We start from the raw sequence: 24,422 nt of genomic DNA on the forward strand, positions 1-24,422 counted from the left end.
GACAACGTCAGCATCACCGTCAAGCTGATCAACCCGATCGCGATGGAAGAAGGCCTGCGCTTCGCCATCCGTGAAGGCGGCCGTACCGTGGGTTCGGGCGTCGTGGCCAAGATCCTCGACATCTAAGTCGGGCGCAAAGAGTACCGGAGGGGTATAGCTCAATTGGCAGAGCGTCGGTCTCCAAAACCGAAGGTTGTAGGTTCGATTCCTACTGCCCCTGCCACTTAGGTGGCACTCCGAAAAAAGCCCGTCGCGTCCCGACGGGCTTCGGCGTCTCAAGAGACGCATTGAATTGAAGGCCTCAGGGCCACAGGAAATCAGCCAAACATGGCCACTTCTCAAATCGAAACCGTGAGCACCGGCGCCGACAAGGCCAAACTGGCCGTGGCTGTCGTGCTGGCAGTGGGCGCCATCGTGGCGTTCTATCTGCTGTCGCGCCAAGGCTCGCTGGTGCAATGGGCTGCGCTGCTGGTCGGCTTGGCCGCAGCGGTGGCTGCCTTCGGCAGTTCGGAGAATGGCCGTCAGTTGTGGGCCTTCGGCCGCGACTCGTGGCGCGAGGTCAAGAAGGTCGTCTGGCCGACCCGCAAGGAAGCGATGCAGATGACGGCTTATGTGTTCGCCTTCGTGGCGATCATGTCCGTCTTCCTCTGGCTCACCGACAAGACGCTCGAATGGGTGTTTTTCGACCTCATTCTGGGCTGGAGAAAATAAATGACCGCTGATCCAGTGAATGCAGTTGAAACCACGCCGGGCGCGCCAGAGGAAGAAAACACCTCGGTGCTGGCTCCCGCCGCCAACCCAGATCTGCGTTGGTATGTGGTGCATGCCTATTCGGGCATGGAGAAGGCCGTCGAGCGCAACATCACCGAGCGCATCAATCGCGCCGGCATGCAGGACAAGTTCGGCCGCATCCTGGTTCCGACCGAAGAGGTGGTCGAAATCAAGAACGGCCAGAAGCGCACCACCGAGCGCCGTTTCTTCCCGGGCTACGTGCTGGTCGAAATGATCATGGACGACGAAAGCTGGCACCTGGTGAAGCACACCAACAAGGTGACGGGTTTCGTGGGCGGCGCCAAGAACCGTCCGGCCCCGATCTCGCAGAAAGAGGTCGAGGACATCGTCAGCCAGATGCAGCAGGGCACCGAGAAGCCGCGCCACAAGGTCGAGTTCACCGTTGGCGAATTCGTGCGCGTCAAGGAAGGCCCGTTCACCGACTTCAACGGCACCGTCGAAGAAGTCAACTACGAGAAGAGCAAGGTCAGCGTGTCGGTCATGATTTTCGGCCGCGCGACACCTGTGGAACTCGAATTCAGCCAGGTCGAGAAGACCTGACGCCCCGCCGGCCTTCGGGTCGGCGTTACTGTTTCCGGCTGCGCGTTGTCCGACTCGGCGCGCGGCCTTGATCGAAGAGTCGTTTAACCCCGGGGAGCCGCGGCCGCAAGCCAAGGCGATATCACCCGCAAGGAGCAAATAGCATGGCGAAAAAAATCGTCGGCTTCATCAAGCTGCAAGTGCCAGCTGGTAAGGCCAACCCGTCCCCGCCGATCGGTCCCGCACTCGGTCAGCGCGGTCTGAACATCATGGAGTTCTGCAAGGCGTTCAACGCGCAAACCCAAGGCGTCGAGCCGGGTCTGCCGCTGCCGGTGGTCATCACCGCGTTCGCTGACAAGAGCTTCACCTTCATCATCAAGACGCCCCCGGCGATCACCTTGATCAAGAAGGCCATCAAGCTGGAAAAGGGCTCGGCCCGTCCGCACACCGACAAGGTCGGCAAGATCACGCGCGCTCAGCTCGAAGAAATTGCCAAGGCCAAGATGAAGGACCTGACTGCCGCCGACCTCGACGCAGCAGTTCGTACCATCGCCGGCTCGGCCCGCTCGATGGGCGTGAATGTGGAGGGCGTGTAAATGTCCAAGATCACCAAGAAGCAGAAGTCGCTCGAAGGCAAGGTCGACAGCAACAAGCTGTACCCGCTGGTTGACGCGATCACCATCGTCAAGGAAGCCGCCACCGCCAAGTTCGATGAATCGATCGACGTGGCCGTGCAACTCGGCATCGATGCGAAGAAGTCGGACCAGGTCGTGCGTGGCGCCGTCGTGCTGCCCAACGGCACCGGCAAGACCAAGCGCGTCGCCGTGTTCGCCCAAGGCGCCAAGGCTGAAGAAGCCAAGGCCGCCGGCGCCGACATCGTCGGCATGGACGACCTGGCTGCCATGGTCAAGGCTGGCGACATGCCTTTCGACGTCGTGATCGCCGCACCGGACGCCATGCGCGTCGTCGGTACGCTCGGCCAGATCCTCGGCCCGCGCGGCCTGATGCCTAACCCGAAGGTTGGCACGGTGACCCCGGACGTCGCTACGGCCGTGAAGAACGCCAAGGCTGGCCAGGTTCAGTTCCGCGTCGACAAGGCCGGCATCGTGCACGGCACGATCGGCCGTCGCTCGTTCGACAACGACAAGCTGCAGGGCAACCTCGCAGCGCTGATCGATGCTCTGGTCAAGGCCAAGCCCGCGACCAGCAAGGGCGTGTACCTGCGCAAGGTGGCTGTGTCGTCGACCATGGGTCTGGGTGTCCGCGTGGACACGCAAACCATCTCGGCGAGCTAAAGAGATTTGCTCCGCCCGAAAGGGTGGGGCGAATGTGGTGGGTCGCGGCAGCTTCGGTTGCCGCGGGCCATCCAAGACCGCTGGTGTGCAGGGTGCTGCACTTAATCGCCGGACCTTTCCGTCAGGCAATCAGCGCAGATGGCGATCCCGCTGCAAGGAATTTGATTTTTGTTCCGAAACAGTTGGTCGCTGCATGAAGCGCGATCCCAGGCCCCGGCCGAAGATCGCATTAAAAGGAGTAGACCTTGAGTCTGAATCGCAGTGAGAAAGAAGCGGTCATCAGTGATGTGACCAGCCTCGCCGCAAAAGCTCAAACGCTCGTGATGGCGGAATACCGTGGCATCACGGTGGCCGATATGACCAAACTGCGCAACGAAGCGCGCAGCAAGGGTGTGAGCCTGAGTGTTCTGAAGAACACCCTGGCCCGCCGTGCTGTCGCTGGTAGCCCGTTTGAGATTGTTGGCGACCAGATGACCGGTCCGCTGATCTACGGCTTCTCCGAAGACGCTGTGGCCGCCGCCAAGGTGGTGGCCGATTTCGCGAAGACCAACGACAAGCTGGTCATTCGCGGCGGCGCCTTCGGTGGCAAGGCCCTGGACGTCGACGGCGTGAAGCAACTGGCCAACATCCCTTCGAAGGAAGTGCTGCTGGCGCAATTGCTGGGCTTGATGCAATCCCCGATCTCTCGTACCGCCCGCGTGCTCGCGGCGCTGGCCGAGAAGCGCGGTGGTGGCGAAGCTGCACCCGTTGCCGATGCACCGGCAGAAGCGCAGGCCGCCTGAGCCTCGCGTTTGAAATATTCAACCCAATTGTTAGGAAACAAAAATGGCATTCGATAAAGACGCATTTCTGACCGCGCTCGACAGCATGACGGTCCTGGAACTCAACGACCTGGTGAAAGCCATCGAAGAGAAGTTCGGCGTGAGCGCCGCTGCAATGTCGGCTCCGGCCGCTGGTGGTGGCGCAGCCGCTGCTGTGGTCGAAGAAAAGACCGAATTCAATGTCGTGCTGGCTGATGTCGGCGCGAACAAGGTGTCGGTCATCAAGGCTGTGCGCGAAATCACCGGCCTGGGCCTCAAGGAAGCCAAGGATCTGGTGGAAGCCGCTCCCAAGGCTGTCAAGGAAGGCCTGTCGAAGGCTGACGCTGACGCTGCCAAGAAGAAGCTGGAAGAAGCCGGCGCCAAGGTGGAACTGAAGTAATTCAGACCCCCTGGAGGGCTGGAGGCGCCTGAAAAGGCCCTCCAGCCTTTGCCGCTTTCAGAGCGCACCCAAAAGCCGGCTCGTTGCCGGTTTTCCCGGAGACCTTCAGGTCGACGGAAAAGCCAAGACGAGACGTTTTTTGAGTGTCTTCTGACCCCGACTGCAGAAGACCCCTTGGTTCGGGCGATGTGCAACGCATCGCTGTCCGCCAACGGCTGGTAGTGGCCAGCCGCCAAGCAGTGGTGCCTCGGCACTGCTGACAAGTCGCTGAAGATCTCAAGCACCGGAGCTCTCATGGCCCAATCGTCCGCGTACAGTTACACCGAACGCAAGCGCATCCGAAAAAGTTTCGGCAATCGCGACAGCGTCGTCGAAATTCCCTACCTGCTGCAGATGCAGAAAGACGCGTACACCGCGTTCCTGCAAGCCGGCATTCCCCCGAAACAACGCACCGTCGAGGGCCTGCAGGCCGCGTTCGACGCCGCCTTCCCGATCGTCTCGCACAACGGTTTCGTCGAGATGAAGTTCCTCGAGTACAACCTGGCGAAGCCGGCGTTCGACGTGCGTGAGTGCCAGACCCGTGGTCTGACCTTCGCCTCGGCCGTGCGCGCCAAGGTCCAGCTCATCATCTATGACCGCGAGTCGTCGACTTCGCAGTCGAAGGTGGTCAAGGAAGTGAAGGAACAAGAGGTCTACATGGGCGAAGTGCCGCTCATGACCGAAAAGGGTTCGTTCATCATCAACGGCACCGAGCGCGTGATCGTGTCGCAGCTGCACCGTTCGCCGGGCGTGTTCTTCGAACACGACAAGGGCAAGACGCACAGCTCGGGCAAGCTGCTGTTCTCGGCCCGCGTGATTCCCTACCGCGGTTCGTGGCTCGACTTCGAGTTCGACCCGAAGGACATGCTGTACTTCCGCGTGGACCGTCGCCGCAAGATGCCGGTCACGATCCTGCTGAAGGCCATCGGCCTGAACCCGGAATCGATCCTCGCGAACTTCTTCGTGAACGACAACTTCCGCCTGATGGACAGCGGCGCGCAGATGGAGTTCGTCTCCGAGCGCCTGCGCGGCGAAGTCGCGCGCTTCGACATCACCGACAAGTCGGGCAAGGTCGTGGTCGCCAAGGACAAGCGCGTTACCGCGCGCCACACGCGTGAGCTCGAGCAGGGCGGCACCACGCACATCAGCGTGCCGGAAGACTTCCTGATCGGCCGCGTGATCGCCCGCAACATCGTCGACGCCGACTCCGGCGAAATCCTGGCCAAGGCCAACGACGAGCTGACCGAAGCGCTGCTGAAGAAGCTGCGCACGGCCGGCGTGCAAGACGTGCAGGTGATCTACACGAACGAACTCGATCAGGGCGCGTACATCTCGCAGACCCTGCGCATCGACGAAACCGTGGACGAATTCGCTGCGCGCGTGGCCATCTACCGCATGATGCGCCCCGGCGAGCCGCCGACGGAAGACGCCGTGCAGGCCCTGTTCCAGCGCCTGTTCTACAACCCGGACACGTACGACCTGTCGCGCGTCGGCCGCATGAAGTTCAACGCCAAGGTCGGCCGCGACGAATCGACCGGCCCGATGGTGCTGACCAACGAAGACATCCTGGCCGTGGTCAAGATCCTCGTTGACCTGCGCAACGGCAACGGCGAAGTCGACGACATCGACCACCTGGGCAACCGCCGCGTGCGTTGCGTCGGCGAGCTGGCCGAAAACCAGTACCGCACCGGCCTGGCACGTATCGAGAAGGCCGTGAAGGAACGTCTGGGTCAAGCGGAACAAGAGCCGCTGATGCCGCACGACCTGATCAACAGCAAGCCGATCTCGGCCGCGCTGAAGGAATTCTTCGGTGCCTCGCAGCTGTCGCAGTTCATGGACCAGACGAACCCGCTGTCCGAAATCACCCACAAGCGCCGCGTGTCGGCCCTTGGCCCGGGTGGTCTGACGCGTGAACGTGCAGGCTTCGAAGTGCGCGACGTGCACGTGACCCACTACGGCCGCGTGTGCCCGATCGAAACGCCTGAAGGCCCGAACATCGGCCTGATCAACTCGCTGGCCCTGTACGCCCGCCTGAACGAATACGGTTTCATCGAGACGCCGTACCGTCGCGTGATCGACAGCAAGGTCACGATGGACATCGACTACCTGTCGGCCATCGAGGAAGGCAAGTACGTCATCGCCCAGGCCAACGCGGCCCTGGACAAGGACGGCAAGCTGACCGGCGACCTGGTCTCGGCGCGTGAAGCCGGCGAATCGATCCTGGTCGGTGCCGAACGCATCCAGTACATGGACGTGTCGCCCGCGCAGATCGTGTCGGTGGCCGCATCGCTCGTGCCGTTCCTCGAGCACGACGACGCGAACCGCGCGTTGATGGGCGCCAACATGCAGCGCCAGGCCGTGCCTGTGCTGCGCCCCGAGAAGCCGATGGTCGGTACCGGTATCGAGCGCGTCTCCGCGGTCGACTCCGGCACCGTGGTCACGGCCACCCGCGGCGGTATCGTCGACTACGTCGATGCGACCCGTGTCGTGGTGCGCGTGAACGACGCCGAAGCGGCTGCCGGTGAAGTCGGTGTGGACATCTACAACCTGATCAAGTATCAGCGTTCGAACCAGAACACCAACATCCACCAGCGCCCCATCGTCAAGCGCGGCGACAAGATCGCCAAGGGCGACGTGGTGGCCGACGGCGCATCGACCGACCTCGGCGAACTGGCCCTCGGCCAGAACATGCTGATCGCGTTCATGCCGTGGAACGGCTACAACTTCGAAGACTCGATCCTGATCTCGGAACGCGTCGTCGCAGAAGACCGCTACACCTCGATCCACATCGAGGAACTGGTGGTGATGGCTCGCGACACGAAGCTGGGCGCAGAAGAAATCACGCGCGACATCCCGAACCTGGCCGAGCAGCAGCTCAACCGCCTCGACGAATCCGGCATCATTTATGTCGGCGCCGAAGTGCAGCCGGGCGACACGCTGGTGGGCAAGGTCACGCCGAAGGGCGAGACCACGCTGACGCCTGAAGAGAAGCTGCTTCGCGCCATCTTCGGCGAGAAGGCTTCCGACGTGAAGGACACTTCGCTGCGTGTGGATCAGGGCTCGCAAGGCACCGTGATCGACGTGCAGGTGTTCACCCGCGAAGGCATCACGCGCGACAAGCGCGCCCAGCAGATCATCGACGACGAGCTCAAGCGCTTCCGCCTCGACCTGAACGACCAGCTTCGCATCGTCGAAGCCGACGCGTTCGATCGTATCGAGAAGCTGCTGACCGGCAAGGTCGCCAACGGCGGCCCGAACAAGCTGGCCAAGGGCACGAAACTCGACAAGGCCTACCTGTCGTCGGTAGAGAAGTTCCACTGGTTCGACATCCGCCCGGCGGAAGACGAAGTGGCTTCGCAGCTCGAGTCGATCAAGAACTCGCTGGAGCAGACGCGCCACAGCTTCGACCTCGCGTTCGAAGAAAAGCGCAAGAAGCTCACGCAGGGCGACGAGCTGCCCGCGGGCGTGCTCAAGATGGTCAAGGTCTACCTGGCCGTCAAGCGCCGCCTGCAACCCGGCGACAAGATGGCCGGCCGCCACGGCAACAAGGGTGTGGTGTCGAAGATCGTTCCGGTCGAAGACATGCCCCACATGGCCGACGGCACGCCGTGCGACATCTGCCTGAACCCGCTGGGCGTGCCTTCGCGGATGAACGTGGGCCAGGTGCTCGAGGTGCATCTGGGCTGGGCCGGCAAGGGCATCGGCCAGCGCATCGGTGACCTGCTGCAGCAAGAGGCCAAGGTGGCCGAGCTGCGCAAGTTCATGGAGCAGCTGTACAACGGCTCGGGCCGCCAGGAAAACATCAGCTCGCTGAACGACACCGAACTGCTCGAAATGGCAGCGAACCTGCAGAACGGCGCGACCTTCGCGACGCCTGTGTTCGACGGTGCTTCGGAAGAAGAAATCCGCGGCATGCTGAAGCTCGCCTACCCGGACGACATCGCCAAGCTCAAGGGCCTGACCGATACGCGCACGCAGGCGTACCTGTTCGACGGCCGCACCGGCGACCAGTTCGAGCGTCCCGTCACCGTCGGCTACATGCACTTCCTGAAGCTGCATCACCTGGTCGACGACAAGATGCACGCGCGTTCCACCGGCCCGTACTCGCTCGTCACGCAGCAACCGCTGGGCGGCAAGGCGCAGTTCGGCGGCCAGCGTTTCGGGGAAATGGAAGTGTGGGCGCTGGAAGCTTACGGCGCCGCCTACGTCCTGCAGGAAATGCTGACCGTGAAGTCCGACGACGTGCAAGGCCGTACCAAGGTGTACGAAAGCATCGTCAAGGGCGAGCACTCGATCGAAGCCGGCATGCCGGAATCGTTCAACGTGCTGGTCAAGGAAATTCGTTCGCTGGGCCTCGACATCGAGCTCGAGCGTTCTTAATTTGAAAAGGGAAAGAGTCTTATGAAATCGCTACTCGACCTGTTCAAGCAATTCACGCCTGATGAGCATTTCGATGCCATCAAGATCGGCATGGCTTCGCCCGAGAAGATCCGTTCGTGGTCTTTCGGCGAGGTGAAGAAGCCCGAGACGATCAACTACCGCACGTTCAAGCCCGAGCGCGACGGTCTCTTCTGCGCCAAGATCTTCGGCCCCATCAAGGACTACGAGTGCCTGTGCGGCAAGTACAAGCGCCTGAAGCACCGCGGCGTGATCTGCGAGAAGTGCGGCGTTGAAGTCACGCAGACCAAGGTGCGTCGCGAGCGCATGGGTCACATCGACCTGGCCGCGCCCTGCGCCCACATCTGGTTCCTGAAGTCGCTGCCGTCGCGCCTGGGCCTCGTGCTCGACATGACGCTGCGCGACATCGAACGCGTGCTGTACTTCGAAGCCTACGTGATCACCGACCCCGGCATGACCCCGCTGAAGAAGTTCGGCATCATGTCCGAGGACGACTACGACGCGAAGCGCAAGGAATACGGTGACGAATTCGTCGCCAAGATGGGCGCCGAAGGCATCAAGGATCTGCTCGAAGGCATCGAACTCGACAGCGAGATCGAACGCCTGCGCGGCGACCTGACCGGCTCCGAAGTCAAGGTCAAGAAGAACTCCAAGCGCCTGAAGGTGCTGGAAGCCTTCCGCAAGTCGGGCATCAAGCCCGAGTGGATGGTGCTCGACGTGCTGCCCGTGCTGCCGCCGGACCTGCGTCCGCTGGTGCCGCTGGACGGCGGCCGCTTCGCGACCTCCGACCTGAACGACCTGTATCGCCGCGTCATCAACCGCAATTCGCGTCTGCGCCGCCTGCTGGAGCTGAAGGCTCCGGAAATCATCGCGCGCAACGAAAAGCGGATGCTGCAGGAAGCTGTCGACTCGCTGCTGGACAACGGCCGCCGTGGCAAGGCCATGACGGGCGCCAACAAGCGCGCGCTGAAGTCGCTGGCCGACATGATCAAGGGCAAGAGCGGCCGCTTCCGCCAGAATCTGCTGGGCAAGCGCGTCGACTACTCGGGCCGTTCGGTCATCGTGGTGGGCCCGACGCTCAAGCTGCACCAGTGCGGCCTGCCGAAGCTGATGGCGCTCGAGCTGTTCAAGCCCTTCATCTTCTCGCGCCTCGAAGCCATGGGCATCGCGACGACGATCAAGGCTGCCAAGAAGGAAGTCGAATCGGGCACGCCGGTGGTCTGGGACATCCTGGAAGAGGTCATCAAGGAGCACCCGGTCATGCTGAACCGCGCTCCTACGCTGCACCGTCTGGGCATCCAGGCCTTCGAACCGATCCTGATCGAAGGCAAGGCCATCCAGCTGCACCCGCTCGTCTGCGCGGCATTCAACGCCGACTTCGACGGCGACCAGATGGCTGTTCACGTGCCGCTGTCGGTGGAAGCGCAAATGGAAGCCCGCACGCTGATGCTGGCCTCCAACAACGTGCTGTTCCCGGCTTCGGGCGAACCGTCGATCGTTCCTTCGCAGGACGTGGTGCTGGGTCTGTACTACACGACCCGCGACCGCATCAACGGCAAGGGCGAGGGCCTGATCTTCTCCGACATCGGTGAAGTGCAGCGCGCGCTCGACGCCAACGAAGTCGAACTCACCGCCAAGGTGGCAGTGCGCATCACGGAATACACCAAGAACAAGGAAACCGGCGAATTCACGCCGTCGACCTCGCTCGTGGACACCACCGTGGGCCGTGCCCTGCTGTCCGAGATCCTGCCGAAGGGCCTGCCGTTCTCGAACATCAACAAGGCGCTGAAGAAGAAGGAAATCTCCAAGCTCATCAACGTCTCGTTCCGCAAGTGCGGCCTGAAAGAGACCGTCGTGTTCGCCGACAAGCTGCTGCAAAACGGCTTCCGTCTGGCGACCAAGGCCGGCATCTCGATCGCCATCGACGACATGCTGGTGCCCGCCGAGAAGCACGGCATCATCGAGCGCTCCGCCAAGGAAGTGAAGGAGATCGAGCAGCAGTACGTGTCGGGTCTGGTGACCTCCGGCGAACGCTACAACAAGGTGGTGGACATCTGGGGCAAGGCCGGCGACGAAGTGTCGAAGGTCATGATGGCCAAGCTGTCGAAGCAACGCGTCATCGACCGCCACGGCAAGGAAGTCGAGCAGGAGTCCTTCAACTCGATCTACATGATGGCCGACTCGGGCGCCCGCGGTTCCGCGGCCCAGATTCGCCAGGTGGCCGGTATGCGGGGCCTGATGGCCAAGCCGGACGGCTCGATCATCGAGACGCCCATTACCGCGAACTTCCGCGAAGGCCTGAACGTGCTGGAGTACTTCATCTCCACCCACGGTGCCCGTAAGGGTCTGGCCGACACGGCGCTGAAGACGGCGAACTCGGGCTACCTGACCCGTCGTCTGGTCGACGTGACGCAAGACCTGGTCGTGACCGAGCAGGACTGCGGCACGCACGGCGGCTACCTGATGCGCGCCATCGTCGAAGGCGGTGAAGTGATCGAGTCGCTGCGCGACCGTATCCTCGGCCGCTCGGCTGCGGACGACGTGCTGCACCCGGAAAACCGTTCGGTGCTGCTGAAGGCCGGCGAGATGTTCGACGAAGACAACATCGAAGCGCTGGAAGCGCAAGGCGTCGACGAGGTCAAGGTCCGCACCGCGCTGACCTGCGAAACCCGCTTCGGCATCTGCGCGACCTGCTACGGCCGCGACCTGGGCCGCGGCGGCCTGATCAACATCGGCGAAGCCGTCGGTGTGATCGCCGCTCAGTCCATCGGCGAACCCGGCACGCAGCTGACGATGCGTACCTTCCACATCGGTGGTGCCGCTTCGCGCGCTGCCATCGCTTCGAGCGTGGAAGCCAAGTCGAACGGCTCGATCGGCTTCAACGCCACGATGCGCTACGTGACCAACAGCAAGGGCGAGCTGGTCGTGATTTCGCGTTCGGGCGAGATCGTCATTCATGACGAGCACGGCCGTGAGCGCGAACGCCACAAGGTGCCGTACGGCGCGACCCTGACGGTCAAGGCCGACCAGCAGATCAAGGCCGGCCACGTGCTTGCCAACTGGGATCCGCTGACGCGCCCGATCATTACCGAGTTCGCCGGCAAGACGCAGTTCGAAAACGTTGAGGAAGGCCTCACGGTTGCCAAGCAGGTGGACGAAGTGACCGGTCTGTCGACCCTGGTCGTGATCGACCCGAAGCGCCGCGGCGCTGCCAAGGTCGTGCGCCCGCAGGTGAAGCTCATCGACGCCTCCGGCGCCGAAGTGAAGATCCCGGGCACCGACCACTCGGTGACGATCGGCTTCCCGATCGGCGCACTGGTCCAGATCCGTGACGGTCAGGACGTGGGCCCCGGCGAAGTGCTGGCGCGTATTCCGGTCGAAGGCCAGAAGACCCGCGACATCACCGGCGGTCTGCCGCGCGTTGCCGAGCTGTTCGAAGCCCGTTCGCCGAAGGACAAGGGCATGCTGGCCGAAATGACCGGCACCGTGTCGTTCGGCAAGGAAACGAAGGGCAAGATCCGCCTGCAGATCACCGATCCGGAAGGCACGGTCTGGGAAGACCTCGTGCCGAAGGAAAAGAACATCCTGGTGCACGAAGGCCAGGTGGTGAACAAGGGTGAATCCGTGGTCGACGGCCCGGCGGACCCGCAGGACATCCTGCGCCTGCTGGGTTCGGAAGAACTGGCGCGCTACATCGTGGACGAAGTGCAGGACGTGTACCGCCTGCAGGGTGTGAAGATCAACGACAAGCACATCGAGGTGATCGTTCGCCAGATGCTGCGCCGCGTCGTGGTCGACAACATCGGCGACACGAGCTACATCTCCGGCGAACAGGTCGAACGCAGCGAAATGCTCAACACCAACGACGCCCTGCGCGCCGACGGCAAGATCCCCGCGACGTTCACCAACCTGCTGCTGGGTATCACGAAGGCGTCGCTGTCGACCGACTCGTTCATCTCGGCTGCTTCGTTCCAGGAAACGACGCGCGTGCTGACCGAAGCCGCGATCATGGGCAAGCGCGACGAACTGCGCGGCCTGAAGGAAAACGTCATCGTCGGTCGCCTGATCCCCGCAGGCACCGGCATGGCTTACCACCAGGCCCGCAAGGTCAAGGACGCCATGGACGAAGCCGAGCGCCGCGCCATCGCCGAATCGGAAGCTGCCGAACTGGCAGGCTCCGCCGACAGCGATGCAGCGGCCAGCACGGCTGACGCCAGCGAAGGCGCCGCGACCGAATAACTCGGTAGCATCACCGGCCATGACCGGTACACCACGCCCCCCGACCGCCTCCGGTTGGGGGGCGTTTTTCTTTGTGTTTTCAATGATGAGGCGTTGTCGTCGATGAGCGTATTGCCCGAATCGCTGACCAGCTGGATCGTGATCGCGGTCCTGCTGTTCTGGTTTGTCGGTGCCTACAACCGGCTGGTGCGTTTGCGCGCGGCCGTGCTGCAGGCCTACGGCCTGCTCGATGCGGCCCTGGGCAAGCAGCTCGACTTCGTGCAGGCCAGCATCACCGCTGCGCCACCGGTGGAGGCGTCGCCAACGGGTGAGTCGCTGTCGTCCATCGCGCCATTGCAGGCCGCGACCACCCAGCTCGCGACCCTGCTCGGCGCGACCCGGCTGCACCCGCTGGACACCGGCGTCATGGCCGCGCTGGCCACTGCGCTGCAGGTGTGGATCAATGCGTGGCGACGCCAGCACCCGGACGATGTGACGGTGTTCGACGCCGACGGCACGCTGTCGCGGCCAGCGCAACTTCAGCCCGGGACCGAGGCCGCGGTGCCCAGCGCCATCGAGCCGATCGCGTGGCCCGAGCCTTCGGCCGCGGCGGAGATCGCGCGCAGCCAGTTCAACCAGGCGGTGGGGCACTACAACGCTGCGATCGCGCAGTTTCCGGCGTTGCTGGTGGCATGGGCCGTGCGTCTGCGTCCAGCCGCTCCGCTGCTCTGAGTTCGGCGCCCGGCGCGGCTCTTTCTTCTTTCCATTGCACGGCGTCCGGCTTTACGGTCGCCCGTTACCATCGCCCCAACTTGTCAGAACTACCTTCCGATCCTTCCTCCAGCAGCAACAACGGTGCGCCGTCGCTGCAGCCCCCGCTCTGGCGCCAACTGCAACTGACCGCGGTGGCGCTGGCGTCGATTCGCGCCGGCACCTCGGGCTCGGTTGCCTTCGAGGCGGTCGAGCCTTCGCTGCGCCCCGGCGTGCAGGCGCTCGGCTTCCAGGTGCTGCGCTGGCTCGGCCGCGCCGAGGCGCTGCGTCGCCACCTGGCCAAGCGCACGCCGCCGCCGCTGCCCGATGCCCTGCTGTGCACCGCGCTGGCGCTGGCGTGGGACAGCGAGCGTGCACCCTACGAACCTTTCACGCTGGTCGACCAGGCCGTCGAGGCCGCCAAGCGCAACCCGGCCACGCGGGCGCAGGCCAGCTTCATCAATGCCTGTCTGCGGCGCTTCTTGCGCGAACGTGACGAGCTCGTGGCCGCCACCGACACCGAACCCGTCGCGCAATGGAACCACCCGCGCTGGTGGATCGAGCGCCTCAAGCGCGACCATCCGCGCGACTGGCAGCGGGTGCTGGGCGCCGACAACGCGCAGGCGCCGATGACGCTGCGGGTCAACGCTCAGAAATCGACCGTGGCTTCGTATCTGGCGGAACTGGAGGCCGTTGGCCTCGGTGCGATACGCGTGGGCCCCAGCGGCCTGCAGCTGACGCGCGCACGCCCCGTGCAGCAGCTGCCCGGTTTTGCCGATGGCGCCTGCTCGGTGCAGGACGCCGCCGCGCAGATGGCCGCGCCGCTGCTGCTCGAAGGCCTCTTGCCGACGAAGCCGGGCGCGGCGGCGCCACTGCGCGTGCTCGACGCCTGCGCCGCCCCCGGCGGCAAGACCGCGCACCTGCTCGAAATGGCGGCCCCCGGCGTTATCGACGTGACAGCCCTGGAAGTCGATGCCGTCCGCAGCCGCCGCATCGACGAAACCCTGGCCCGCATCGGCCTCAAGGCCAAGGTGCTCGTCGCCGACGCGGGGCGTCCGGACCAATGGTGGGACGGCACGCCCTTCGACGCCATCCTGCTCGACGCACCATGCACGGCCTCGGGCATCGTGCGACGCCATCCTGATGTGCGCTGGCTGCGCCGCGAGAGCGACACCGCCCAGCTCGCAGCCCAGCAGGCCGCTCTCCTGGCCGCGCTCTGGCCGCTGGTGCGGCCCGGCGGCCGGCTCCTTTACTGCACCTGCTCCGTGTTCCGCGAAGAGGGTTCGCAACAAATTGATGCGTTTCTTGTACACAACACCGACGCACGATTGCTGCCATCGCCAGGCCATTTGCTGCCCCAAAGCGGGTCGAATGCCCGTGGCGTCCCGGACAATCCCTCTGGTGACCACGACGGTTTCTTCTACGCCCTGCTTGAGAAGCGCCCGCACTGAACGGCGCTGGCCGGCCTTGCTGGCCGTCCTGCTCTGGGCCTGGGCAATGTGGATGGTCTTGCTGCTGCCGGCCCCGGCGGCCGCCCAGGGCCGCAACGGCACGTCGATCACCCAGATGCGCCTCGAGCAGTCCGACGACGGCGTCTACTTCAGCGCGGCCGTGCAGTTCGAGCTGCCCTCGCTGGTGGAGGAGGTGCTCGACAAGGGCATCGCCATCTATTTCGTGGCCGAGGCCGAGCTCTACCAGGAGCGCTGGTACTGGACCGATCGCAAGGTCGCCCAGGTCGCTCGCCACATGCGGCTGGCCTACCAGCCGCTCACGCGGCGCTGGCGACTCAATGTGTCGGCGGCGCCGATGACCGGCGCGGCCGGCCTGGGCATCTCGCTGAACCAGAACTTCGACACCCTCGGCGATGCGCTCGACGCCATCAAGCGTATCGGCCGCTTGCGGCTGGGCGATGTGGCCGAGATCGGCGACGACCCGCAGCACCAGGTCACTTTCCGCTTCCGGCTCGACACCTCGCAGCTGCCGCGCCCGTTCCAGATCGGCGTGGTCGGGCAGGCCGACTGGAACATCGCCGCCGAACGCACGGCAAAGCTCCCTCTGGAGAAGCAGAAGTGAGCACTTCCGGGCGCAGCGGCGCAGCGGCCACGCCGGCCGCGCGCCGCGCGCGGGCCACGCGCTGGGCCATTGGTGTCGGCGCCGCGCTGGTCACGGCCATCGGCCTGGTGCTGATGTTCCTGCTGGCGCAGGCCACCAACAACCGCGCACTGTACGAGCGCTACTACGTGCGCCTGTTCGGCATCAACGTCGTGGTGGCGGTGCTGCTGGTGCTGGTGATCGGCTGGGTTGCCTTCCGCCTGCTGCGGCGGCTGCGGCAGGGCAAGTTCGGCAGCCGATTGCTCATCAAGCTGGCGGCCATCTTCGCGCTGGTGGGCGTGGTGCCCGGGGCGCTGGTCTACGTGGTGTCTTATCAGTTTGTTGCGCGCTCCATCGAGAGCTGGTTCGACGTCAAGGTCGAGGGTGCGCTCGATGCCGGCCTGAACCTCGGGCGCGCCACGCTCGATTCGCTGTCCGACGACCTCGCTGCCAAGACGCGCAGCGCCAGCGCGCAACTGGCGCAAGTGCCCGACACGAGCGCGGGCCTGGTGCTGGAACGCATCCGCGATCAGCTCGAGGCCACCGACGTGATCCTGTGGACCGGCAACGGGCAACTCGTGGCCAGCGCCGGCTCCTCGCGTTTTCAGCTCAACCCCGAGCGGCCAACCGTGCAGCAGTTCCGCCAGGTCCGCCCCGAGCGCGCCGTCGCGCACGTCGAGGGGCTGGACGAAACAGCCGCGCCGGGCGCAACCCCGCCAGTCGCGAGCGTGCGTGCGCTCGCCATGGTGCAAAGGCCGGGCTTCGACTTCGACACCGCGCCGCGCTATCTGCAGGTCACGCGGCCGCTGCCGCCGGCCGTGGTCGCCAACGCGCTCGCCGTGCAGGAGGCCAACCGCGAATACCAGGAGCGGGCGCTCGCGCGCGAGGGCCTGCGTCGCATGTACATCGGCACGCTCACGCTGAGCCTGTTCCTCGCCGTGTTCGGTGCGGTGCTGCTGGCCGTGCTGTTCGGCAACCAGCTCGCGCGGCCGCTGCTCGTGCTGGCAGACGGCGTGCGCCAGGTGGCGGCCGGCGACCTGCGGCCCACCGCCGTGCTGCAGGGCAAGGACGAACTCGGCGGCCTCACGCGCTCGTTCGCCGTCATGACGCAGCAACTGGCCGACGCCCGCGGCGCGGTCGAGAAGACCATGGGCCAGCTCGACGCTGCGCGCGCCAACCTGCAGACCATTCTCGACAACCTGACATCGGGCGTGATCGTGCTCGACGCCAAGGGCACCGTGTTGTCCACCAATCCTGGCGCGACCCGCGTGCTGCGCGCGCCGCTCGCGGCCTACGAGGGCCGGGCGCTCGTCGATGTGCCGGGCCTGGCCGAGTTTGGCGCCAAGGTGCAGCAGCAGTTCGACGACTTTCTCGTCGAGCGCATGCAGCACGGCCTCGACCACTGGCAGCACGCCTTCGAGCTGCACGCCTCCGGCACCGACCTGCCGCAGCAGGACGGCGCCATCAACATCGTCGCGCGCGGCGCGGAACTGCCCGGCGCCGCGCGGCTGCTGGTGTTCGACGACATCTCCGAAATCGTCTCGGCCCAGCGCGCGCAGGCCTGGGGCGAAGTGGCGCGCCGCCTCGCGCACGAGATCAAGAATCCGCTCACGCCCATCCAGCTCTCGGCCGAGCGGCTCGAGATGAAGCTCTCGGGCAAGGTCCCGCCGCCCGAACAGGCCGTGCTCGTGAAGTCGGTGAAGACCATCGTCGACCAGGTCGATGCGATGAAGCGGCTGGTGAACGAATTCCGCGACTACGCGCGCCTGCCCGCGGCCGACCTCAAGCCGGTGGACCTCAACGCCTTGCTGACCGACGTGCTCCAGCTCTACAACGCCGAGAGCCTGCCGATCACGCTGCGCTCCGAGCTCGACGAGCGCTGCCCGCCCATCCGCGGCGACGCGCAGCAGATCCGCCAGGTCATACACAACCTGTTGCAGAACGCGCAGGACGCCGCCGAAGCTGCCGCCAGCGGCACGGGCAAGGCGGGCGAGGTCGTCATCCGCACGCGGCTCGGCGATTCGGGGCAGCGCGTGCGCCTGACAGTGCAGGACAGTGGCCCGGGTTTTGCCGAAAATATTTTGAAGCGCGCCTTCGAACCCTACGTAACCACGAAAACAAAAGGTACTGGTTTGGGCCTTGCCGTCGTGAAGAAAATCGCGGACGAACACGGCGCGCGCATCGAGCTTTCCAACCGCGTCGTCGATGGGGCTGTAGCAGGGGCACAAGTCTCGCTATCATTCGCGCTGGCAGGCGAGCCGCGGGCAGCGGTCGCTCACACCGAAGATTCGAAGTCTTCCGCCGCCTGAGCCGTACGAATATCCGTCGTCGCACAGGCGATGGATGGGCCAGCGGACCCTCAATACATTGCAGACACCAGCGCAAACAACAAGCAGCACTCATGGCAAACATTCTCGTGGTCGATGACGAGCTGGGCATCCGGGACCTGCTCTTCGAAATTCTCAATGACGAAGGCCACAACGTGGAGCTCGCGGAAAACGCAGCCGAAGCCCGCGCTGCGCGCCAGCGCGCACGGCCCGATCTCGTGCTGCTCGACATCTGGATGCCCGACACCGACGGCGTCACGCTGCTCAAGGAGTGGTCCACCGCGGGCCTGCTGAGCATGCCCGTCATCATGATGAGCGGCCACGCCACCATCGACACCGCGGTCGACGCCACGCGCATCGGCGCCTTCGCCTTCCTCGAAAAGCCCATCACCATGCAGAAGCTGCTCAAGGCAGTGGAGCAGGGCCTGGCGCGCGAGAGCGCACGCCGCGCCGCGGCAGGCGTGGTGCCCGCGCCGGTCAGCGGCAACCAGGCGGCCGCCATCACGACGACAGGCGACAGCCTGCTGATGGCCTCGCTCGCTTCCGTGCCCGTGGTCGACGCCGGCCCGCAATCGACCCAGAGCTTCGACCTCGACCGCCCTCTGCGCGACGCGCGCGATGGTTTCGAGAAGGCGTACTTCGAGTTTCACCTCGCGATGGAGAACGGTTCGATGACCCGCGTCGCCGAGAAAACCGGTCTCGAACGTACCCACCTGTACCGCAAGCTCAAACAACTTGGGGTCGATCTTTCAAGAGGGCGCAGAAGCGCTGTATAATTTGAGGCTGCACACAAATGCATGGCCCGGTAGCTCAGTTGGTAGAGCAGCGGATTGAAAATCCGCGTGTCGGTGGTTCGATTCCGCCCCAGGCCACCAAATTTTCCCTTTGGGATCAAGTAGATAGCCCAACCTTCGCAGGTTGGGCTTTTTGCTTTTTGGCGGCGTGTAGGCACCATGTAGGCAAACTGGATCAACGCAAAGCAACGCGTTTCTACGGAGCAAGGCGAACGAGCACGGCTATCGAGCCTACAAGATGGCCGAGCGGACTCGGGAGCGCCGAGTGATACAGCGGATGAGAATCGAGATTTCGCTGCTCATTTGAGTCTTGGCGGCAATCACTGGGTCAGGGGCTGCTATGGGGCGTGGGTTCCGCTCATGGCAGGTTGGCCCGCAGCGACGACTTGCGTGTCTACCTAGATCGGCTCACGTTTGATGAGGCCTTCCAGAGCGTTTCGCCAAGTCCGCATCATTGATGTGGTTAGCGAGGGCCCCCGGGAGTGGGCTGGCTAGTGAGTGCTCCTTCAAGCACGTTGGTTGGAGGCACGGCGACCGGAACATCGAGTCTTCGCGGCCCATGTGCCACACTGGCAAATAAATCTTGAACATCTCCCCGGCCATCTGTTCACCTGAAATGAAGCGTTGCGTCGTTGATATCCGCCGCTCTGAGGATCGCAATCGCCTTGCCGTTGGAAGAGGCTGGCCTTTGGGTTGGCCTCGCTCAATTTGGCTCGGCGTAGAGCCGGTGGCGCGGCATGGCTGACTACAAGGACAATCTGAATTCGGCGAAGGCGCTGATTTGGCGCATCGTGCATCGCGATAACCTGCCATGGATTCTGGACAACGGCTTGCACTGCGGCAATGGCGGCGTGCAGGCTCCTGCTTGGGTAAGCATCGGAAATCAGGAACTGATCGACAAGCGTGCCAACCACCCCGTGCGACTACCGCCGGGTGGATTTCTGAACGACTACGTGCCGTTCTACTTCACGCCGTTCTCGCCGATGCTGCGCAACATTCACACCGGGTGGGGCGGTATCCGGAAGCGCGCCAACGAGGAGATCACAATTCTCGTTTCCAGTCTGCATCACGTTGCCGCGCAAGGGTGGCCTTTCCTGTTTACTGACAGCCACGCCTACTATCAATGGGCGAACTTCTATTCTGATTTGGCTGATCTGGATAAAATTGACTGGCCCATCCTTCAGGCTCGCGATTTCCGGCGAGATCCAGAGGATCCGGCCAAGTTCGAGCGGTACCAAGCCGAGGCTCTGATTCATCGGCACTTGCCGGTTTCTGGTCTGCGCGGCATCGTGTGCTACACGCAGGAGATGAAGTTGAATATTGAGAAGCAACTTCAGGAGCGTCGCTTGCAACTGCCGGTGTACGCTCGCCGAGGGTGGTATTTCGAATGATCACGTTCACACAAGGCAATCTGTTGGAGGCTCGCGCCGAGGCGCTGGTCAATACCGTCAACACCGTTGGTGTGATGGGTAAGGGCATCGCGTTGATGTTCAAGGAGCGCTTTGCCGAAAACTTCCGTCGCTACGCCGCCGCCTGCAAGGCCAAGGAAATACGTACGGGCAAGATGTTCGTCACCGAGGTCAACGAACTGGACGGCCCGCGCTGGATCATCAACTTCCCCACCAAGCAGCACTGGCGCGGTGACTCACGCATGGAGTGGATCACTGATGGGCTGCAGGATCTGCGCCGCTTTCTGATCGAGAGCAAGGTCAAATCCATCGCCATCCCACCGCTGGGGGCCGGCAATGGTGGATTGGACTGGAATGACGTTCGCCCGCAGATCGAGGCTGCGCTCGCCGATTTGGACACCGAGATCTTGGTGTTCGAACCGACCCAGAAGTACCAGAACGTGGCCAAGCGTACCGGCGTCGAGAAGCTGACCCCGGCCCGTGCCCTCATCGCCGAACTGGTGCGCCGCTACTGGGTGCTTGGCATGGAGTGCAGCCTGCTGGAGATTCAGAAACTGGCGTGGTTTCTTGAGCGCAGCATCGAGCGCGCGGGCCAGAAACCGCTGGATTTGCGCTTCGCATCGCACAAGTATGGCCCCTACGCTGATCGGCTTCGCCATCTGTTGGAAGGCCTGGATGGCAGCTATCTGCACTGCGACAAGCGAATCGGCGATGCGGATCCGTTGGATGTCATTTGGTTCGACGATGAGCGCAAGGCCTTTGTCCAAGCCTATCTGAAGGTCGAGGCCAAGGAGTACGCGTCGGCGTTAGAAGCCACTGCAGCTTTGATCGATGGTTTCGAATCGCCTTTCGGCATGGAGTTGCTGGCCACGGTGGACTGGTTGTTAGCAAAGGAGAACGTGGCGCCAACAGTCCCTAGTGTGCGAGAAGGACTGCGCCACTGGCGTGGTGGCCCTGATGCAGCCATCCGCAAGAACAAGCTGTTCGACGACCGCGCCTTGGGTATCGCTCTAGAACGGTTGGCACCTGGCCAACCGTCGGCACTGAACGCTTAACCTTATGTCATGGCGGCCAATCTGGTTGCCGGCGGACGTTCGTTCTTGGTCGCATAAAGCCGCTGTCCGTTCAGGATGCATTTTTTGTGCTACGTCGAGAGTGCGAAACTTCAATCTATAGGTCTTCTCACGATGAAAGCCTCTTGAGATGACGAAGATGTCGCACATGTACAGCCATCAGATCGATTTCGTCCAGGGTTCAATCGTGCCGGATGAGTGGACGCGCTGCGCCAAGCGTCAGGGAAATGACAAAATTCCGAGATCCAGGCCCTAAAATGCAAGAAATCTTGTAACACTTAGGAAAAGAATGGCCTACGTGGGCTACGAATACGTGCGGTCAAGCTTGGACCTGCCCATCTTCGAAGTGAGCCGACCCGCTCTGGTCAAACCGGTCACGCGCATCATGTCATCGGCGGAAGCACTTGGCGTGCCGGCCGCCATGGCGCCGGCCGACGGCGACCTGGTAGCGCACTTGCTCTTCGCCCTCAAGCATGAGGGAGTGAACCTGCAGGTGCTTGCAGGCGCATCCAAGCACCTCGCCGGCGCCGACCTGGCCGCGGCGCTTGCCGCGACTCCGAATGGACAATACGTGCGAATGCTCTGCAGCACGTGGGAACACTTCACTGGTAACCAGGTGGTGGCCCAGCCGGTCGTCACCGCGGGCTATGTTGACTTGTTCGACGAGGGTCGTTACTACACAGGCGGCACCGACCGCGACTCGCGATGGCGAGTCAACTTCAACGGCCTCGGAACCTGGGACTACTGCGTCACAGTGGAGCGCACGCCGGCGATAAAGGATGCGCTGGACTTTGATGTGCTGGGGGCAACTCGTGAATTCGTCACCTCGCTCAACCGCGAACTCCTTGATCGCACGTTGACCTGGGCTTATCTGCACGAGACCCAAGACAGCTACGCGATAGAGAAAGAAGCGCCGTCGGAAGACAAGGCGCGCACATTCATTCGCCTGCTGCGTCAGGCGCACGAGCCGCGCTCCCTTGACGAGTCGTATCTGGTGGAGTTGCAGGCCTCGATCGTCTCCAATCCTTACAACCAGGCGGTTCAATACCGGACAGAGCAAAACTGGCTGAGCGACGGCGGCCGCGGTGCGCTGGGCGTGACCTTCGTGCCTCCGCGGCCTGATGATCTGCCGGGGCTGATGGATGCGTGGTCACGTTTCGCCAACGACACCGCGAAGCTTCTGGATCCACTGATGGCCGCCAGCATTGCCTCGTTCGGTTTTGTTTACTTGCACCCATTCATGGATGGCAACGGACGTCTTTCCCGCTTTCTCTTTCACAAGGTCCTATGCCAGTCCGGTCAATTGCCCGACGGCATGCTCCTCCCGGTTTCGGTAGCCATGAAGCGCCACGAGGCACAGTATCTAAGCGTCCTACAGGACTTCTCCCGTCCCGCGCGCGCGCTGGTCAATGCCAGAGCGGCCGGCGAGGGCGACTTTGAATTCACCTTCAAGTGTGACGACACGATCTTTCGGTTCTGGGATGCCACGCGCTGTGTGGAATTCGGCTTGAGCATGGCGCGCGAAGCACTGGAGGTGGAGTTGCGCAACGAGACGAACTTCATCGTTCATTTCGACGCGGTGCGCAAACAGATTGACGACCAGTACGACCTGCGTGGTTCGACGCTGGCAACGCTGGTGTCGATTGCGCTGAACAACGACGGTACGATCTCCAACAAAAAGCGAAAGCGCTACGCCGATGAGGTCGCGCCTGAGATCTTCGATGTGATCGAGGACAAGGCCCGAGAAGTTCTCACTGATGCCCTCGACGAATCTGATGGCGCGACAAACAACACCGACCGTGACGGCGTGCCCCGCTAAGCGCTGACGCTGCCGGCGCTTCCAAAGGTCGCGGCGGTCGGCCTTTTCTCGGCCAAGAGCAAACATCGTGGAGCCGCTCTAACGCATCCCTCGATTGAGTAAGTTCGACTGAGAAGGTGCGTGCACGCTAAGCCGACGCAATCGGACGTCTGTGGGAACTGCAATCTTCCGCAGCATGGCGAAGCGCTCCGAGAAGACGCGCTATATGAGCGACAACACTGTCAACAGTGCATTGCGCGCGTTGGGCTATGACACAAAGGAGCGGATAGGGTATCTCGCGCGAGCAGTGGTTTGTGGAGCGAGGTATGGCGACGCTGCTGGGCTACGTCAACATCAAGGACGCGATCGCGCCGCGTGGATACGCATGCACTGCTTGACCTGCACCGGACCTTTGGCCCGAACTTTTCATTTCGGACTGCGCGTCTTGCCTCTGGGCAACGAGTTCTGGGAGAACTCTGCCAACCCAAGGCTGGCGATTTCGGCTGCCACCCGCTCCTGAACCTTGCTGGTTTCTTCGGAAGATGGCGAACTTGCGTAGGCGAGCGTAAGCACAGTCAAGGGGTGCAGGCCCAGGACTCGAACCAAAGCATCGATCTTCGTCAACGTGGGGGCGTTCACGCCTCTCTCGATGATGCTGACGTAAGTCCGCGACGACACCGTGTCGAAAGCTTCCTGCGAGATGCCTACAGCGACCCGCGCTGTTCGAAAAGCACGCGGAAAGTCGGGTGGCGGAATGGGGTTGGCGCGACGACTTGGCACCGCATGATTGCCCCATATAGAATGGCATAAGGCTACAAAGTATATGACGAGTTATTGTGTGGCGAGCCTCGTTCCCGAGGGGCCACATAAATGCAGGTCGACTGTTCCATGTGCGAGATTCATGATGTCCCATAGACAACTTGCTTCACCTCTGCCAACGGCCCGCCCGCTGCGGTTGCCGGTCTCGGTGACGCGTGTCCGGCCTCGGCAGCCCGCACCTGTCGTACGCAGCCTGTCGGCGGCACGCATCGGTGCGCAGGTGAGGGCGCTTCGCATGGCGGCTGGTGTGTCCGGCGGCACGCTGGCGCAGGCCTCGGGGATTTCCTCCTCGATGCTCTCGCGCATCGAGCGCGGGCTGGTCTCGCCTTCGGTGGAGACCCTGGAGCGCCTCGCGCAGGGGCTTCATGTGCCGACGTCGCGCTTCTTCAGCGACCAGGCGCGCCGCACGGATTTCTGCCACGTGCGCGCTGGACGTGGTGTCCTTGTCGACCGCATCGGCGCGGTGGCGGACTACCGCTACGAGCTGCTGGGCCACTTGCTGTCGGGCAACCTGTTCATCGAGCCCTACATGGTCACGCTGCTGCCCGGCGCCGACCCCTACGTGACCTTCCAGCACCCGGGCCTGAAGTTCCTGTACTTCCTGTCCGGGGAGGTCACCTACCGCTACGCTGGCAAGACGGTCGAGGTGGGGGCAGGGGACTCGCTGCTGTTCGATGCGACTGCGCTGCATGGCATCGATACCATTCATTCGGGGCCTGTTTCGTACCTCTCGGTGGTTTTCACGCTGCGCGAGTAGGCTGCTCGCGGCGGCGCTGCCGTGTTGTGGAGCGACGCGGATGCTCCGCCGATTGATTGCTCACGTATTCGCTATGCGCCGTATTCCCCTTCCACTCATCCTTTCCTCAATGTTCGGCATGCCGAACATTGAGGAAGCTTTGA

At 63.3% G+C, this 24,422-nt stretch carries 19 protein-coding genes and 2 tRNA genes; 20 read left to right on the forward strand and 1 reads right to left on the reverse strand.

Features of this window, described 5'->3' with window-relative positions; all coding sequences use genetic code 11:
- The 19 genes from ACZYSP_RS30035 to ACZYSP_RS30125 form a co-directional block, all read left to right on the forward strand.
- Positions 1-126 (forward strand): EF-Tu C-terminal domain-related protein (locus tag ACZYSP_RS30035; RefSeq protein ID WP_489018229.1); only part of this gene is annotated, 126 nt, incomplete at its 5' end.
- Positions 127-147: 21 nt separating this feature from the next.
- A tRNA-Trp gene (locus ACZYSP_RS30040) sits at positions 148-223 on the forward strand.
- A gap of 104 nt (positions 224-327) precedes the next feature.
- A complete protein-coding gene (gene secE, locus ACZYSP_RS30045) occupies positions 328-711 on the forward strand; it encodes a preprotein translocase subunit SecE (RefSeq protein ID WP_093057178.1) in 384 nt (127 codons plus the stop codon).
- Complete coding sequence (gene nusG, locus ACZYSP_RS30050) at positions 712-1,332, forward strand: transcription termination/antitermination protein NusG (protein ID WP_256217011.1); 621 nt, start codon at positions 712-714, stop codon at positions 1,330-1,332. It abuts the gene before it with no gap.
- A 143-nt stretch (positions 1,333-1,475) separates the two neighbouring features.
- Positions 1,476-1,907: a 50S ribosomal protein L11 gene (gene rplK, locus ACZYSP_RS30055; protein WP_007831051.1), complete on the forward strand. Its 432-nt coding sequence runs from the start codon at positions 1,476-1,478 to the stop codon at positions 1,905-1,907.
- Complete coding sequence (rplA, locus tag ACZYSP_RS30060; protein WP_093057179.1) at positions 1,908-2,606, forward strand: 50S ribosomal protein L1; 699 nt, start codon at positions 1,908-1,910, stop codon at positions 2,604-2,606.
- Between the two features lie 245 nt (positions 2,607-2,851).
- Positions 2,852-3,388, forward strand: coding sequence for a 50S ribosomal protein L10 (gene rplJ / locus ACZYSP_RS30065; RefSeq protein ID WP_093057180.1), 537 nt, complete (start codon positions 2,852-2,854; stop codon positions 3,386-3,388).
- Positions 3,389-3,431: 43 nt separating this feature from the next.
- Positions 3,432-3,806 carry a 50S ribosomal protein L7/L12 gene (gene rplL / locus ACZYSP_RS30070; RefSeq protein ID WP_093057181.1) on the forward strand — a complete coding sequence of 125 codons (375 nt, stop codon included), beginning with the start codon at positions 3,432-3,434 and terminating at the stop codon, positions 3,804-3,806.
- 294 nt (positions 3,807-4,100) lie between these two features.
- Positions 4,101-8,225, forward strand: coding sequence for a DNA-directed RNA polymerase subunit beta (gene rpoB, locus ACZYSP_RS30075; protein WP_093057182.1), 4,125 nt, complete (start codon positions 4,101-4,103; stop codon positions 8,223-8,225).
- 21 nt (positions 8,226-8,246) lie between these two features.
- Entirely contained in the window at positions 8,247-12,482 is a 4,236-nt protein-coding gene (gene rpoC / locus ACZYSP_RS30080; RefSeq protein WP_093057183.1) for a DNA-directed RNA polymerase subunit beta', read from the forward strand.
- A 102-nt stretch (positions 12,483-12,584) separates the two neighbouring features.
- Positions 12,585-13,193, forward strand: a complete 609-nt coding sequence (locus ACZYSP_RS30085; RefSeq protein WP_354337042.1) for a LemA family protein — start codon at positions 12,585-12,587, stop codon at positions 13,191-13,193.
- Positions 13,194-13,273: 80 nt separating this feature from the next.
- A complete protein-coding gene (gene rsmB, locus ACZYSP_RS30090; protein ID WP_489018124.1) occupies positions 13,274-14,662 on the forward strand; it encodes a 16S rRNA (cytosine(967)-C(5))-methyltransferase RsmB in 1,389 nt (462 codons plus the stop codon).
- 46 nt (positions 14,663-14,708) lie between these two features.
- Complete coding sequence (locus tag ACZYSP_RS30095; RefSeq protein ID WP_371127394.1) at positions 14,709-15,284, forward strand: DUF4390 domain-containing protein; 576 nt, start codon at positions 14,709-14,711, stop codon at positions 15,282-15,284.
- On the forward strand, positions 15,281-17,611 hold the full coding sequence (locus ACZYSP_RS30100; RefSeq protein ID WP_093057186.1) for a sensor histidine kinase: 2,331 nt from the start codon (positions 15,281-15,283) through the stop codon (positions 17,609-17,611). The genes ACZYSP_RS30095 and ACZYSP_RS30100 overlap by 4 nt, the downstream gene beginning before the upstream one ends.
- 92 nt (positions 17,612-17,703) lie before the next feature.
- A complete protein-coding gene (locus tag ACZYSP_RS30105; RefSeq protein ID WP_435474213.1) occupies positions 17,704-18,405 on the forward strand; it encodes a response regulator in 702 nt (233 codons plus the stop codon).
- A 23-nt stretch (positions 18,406-18,428) separates the two neighbouring features.
- A tRNA-Phe gene (locus tag ACZYSP_RS30110) sits at positions 18,429-18,504 on the forward strand.
- Between the two features lie 656 nt (positions 18,505-19,160).
- Positions 19,161-19,814, forward strand: coding sequence for a type II toxin-antitoxin system toxin DNA ADP-ribosyl transferase DarT (gene darT / locus ACZYSP_RS30115; protein ID WP_057596621.1), 654 nt, complete (start codon positions 19,161-19,163; stop codon positions 19,812-19,814).
- On the forward strand, positions 19,811-20,887 hold the full coding sequence (gene darG, locus ACZYSP_RS30120; protein ID WP_489018127.1) for a type II toxin-antitoxin system antitoxin DNA ADP-ribosyl glycohydrolase DarG: 1,077 nt from the start codon (positions 19,811-19,813) through the stop codon (positions 20,885-20,887). Before darT ends, darG begins: the two co-directional genes overlap by 4 nt.
- A 307-nt stretch (positions 20,888-21,194) precedes the next feature.
- Positions 21,195-22,724, forward strand: a complete 1,530-nt coding sequence (locus ACZYSP_RS30125) for a Fic family protein (protein ID WP_489018129.1) — start codon at positions 21,195-21,197, stop codon at positions 22,722-22,724.
- A 405-nt stretch (positions 22,725-23,129) separates the two neighbouring features.
- Here the strand turns inward: ACZYSP_RS30125 and ACZYSP_RS30130 are convergent, their stop codons facing one another.
- Complete coding sequence (locus ACZYSP_RS30130) at positions 23,130-23,483, reverse strand: helix-turn-helix domain-containing protein (protein WP_489018131.1); 354 nt, start codon at positions 23,481-23,483, stop codon at positions 23,130-23,132.
- Between the two features lie 232 nt (positions 23,484-23,715).
- Here ACZYSP_RS30130 and ACZYSP_RS30135 point away from each other — a divergent pair, with 232 nt between their 5' ends.
- Positions 23,716-24,279 (forward strand): helix-turn-helix domain-containing protein, encoded by a 564-nt coding sequence (locus ACZYSP_RS30135; RefSeq protein ID WP_489018232.1) that lies wholly within the window; start codon positions 23,716-23,718, stop codon positions 24,277-24,279.
- Positions 24,280-24,422 lie beyond the last annotated feature (143 nt).

This window comes from Variovorax sp. F042, from assembly GCF_057814215.1.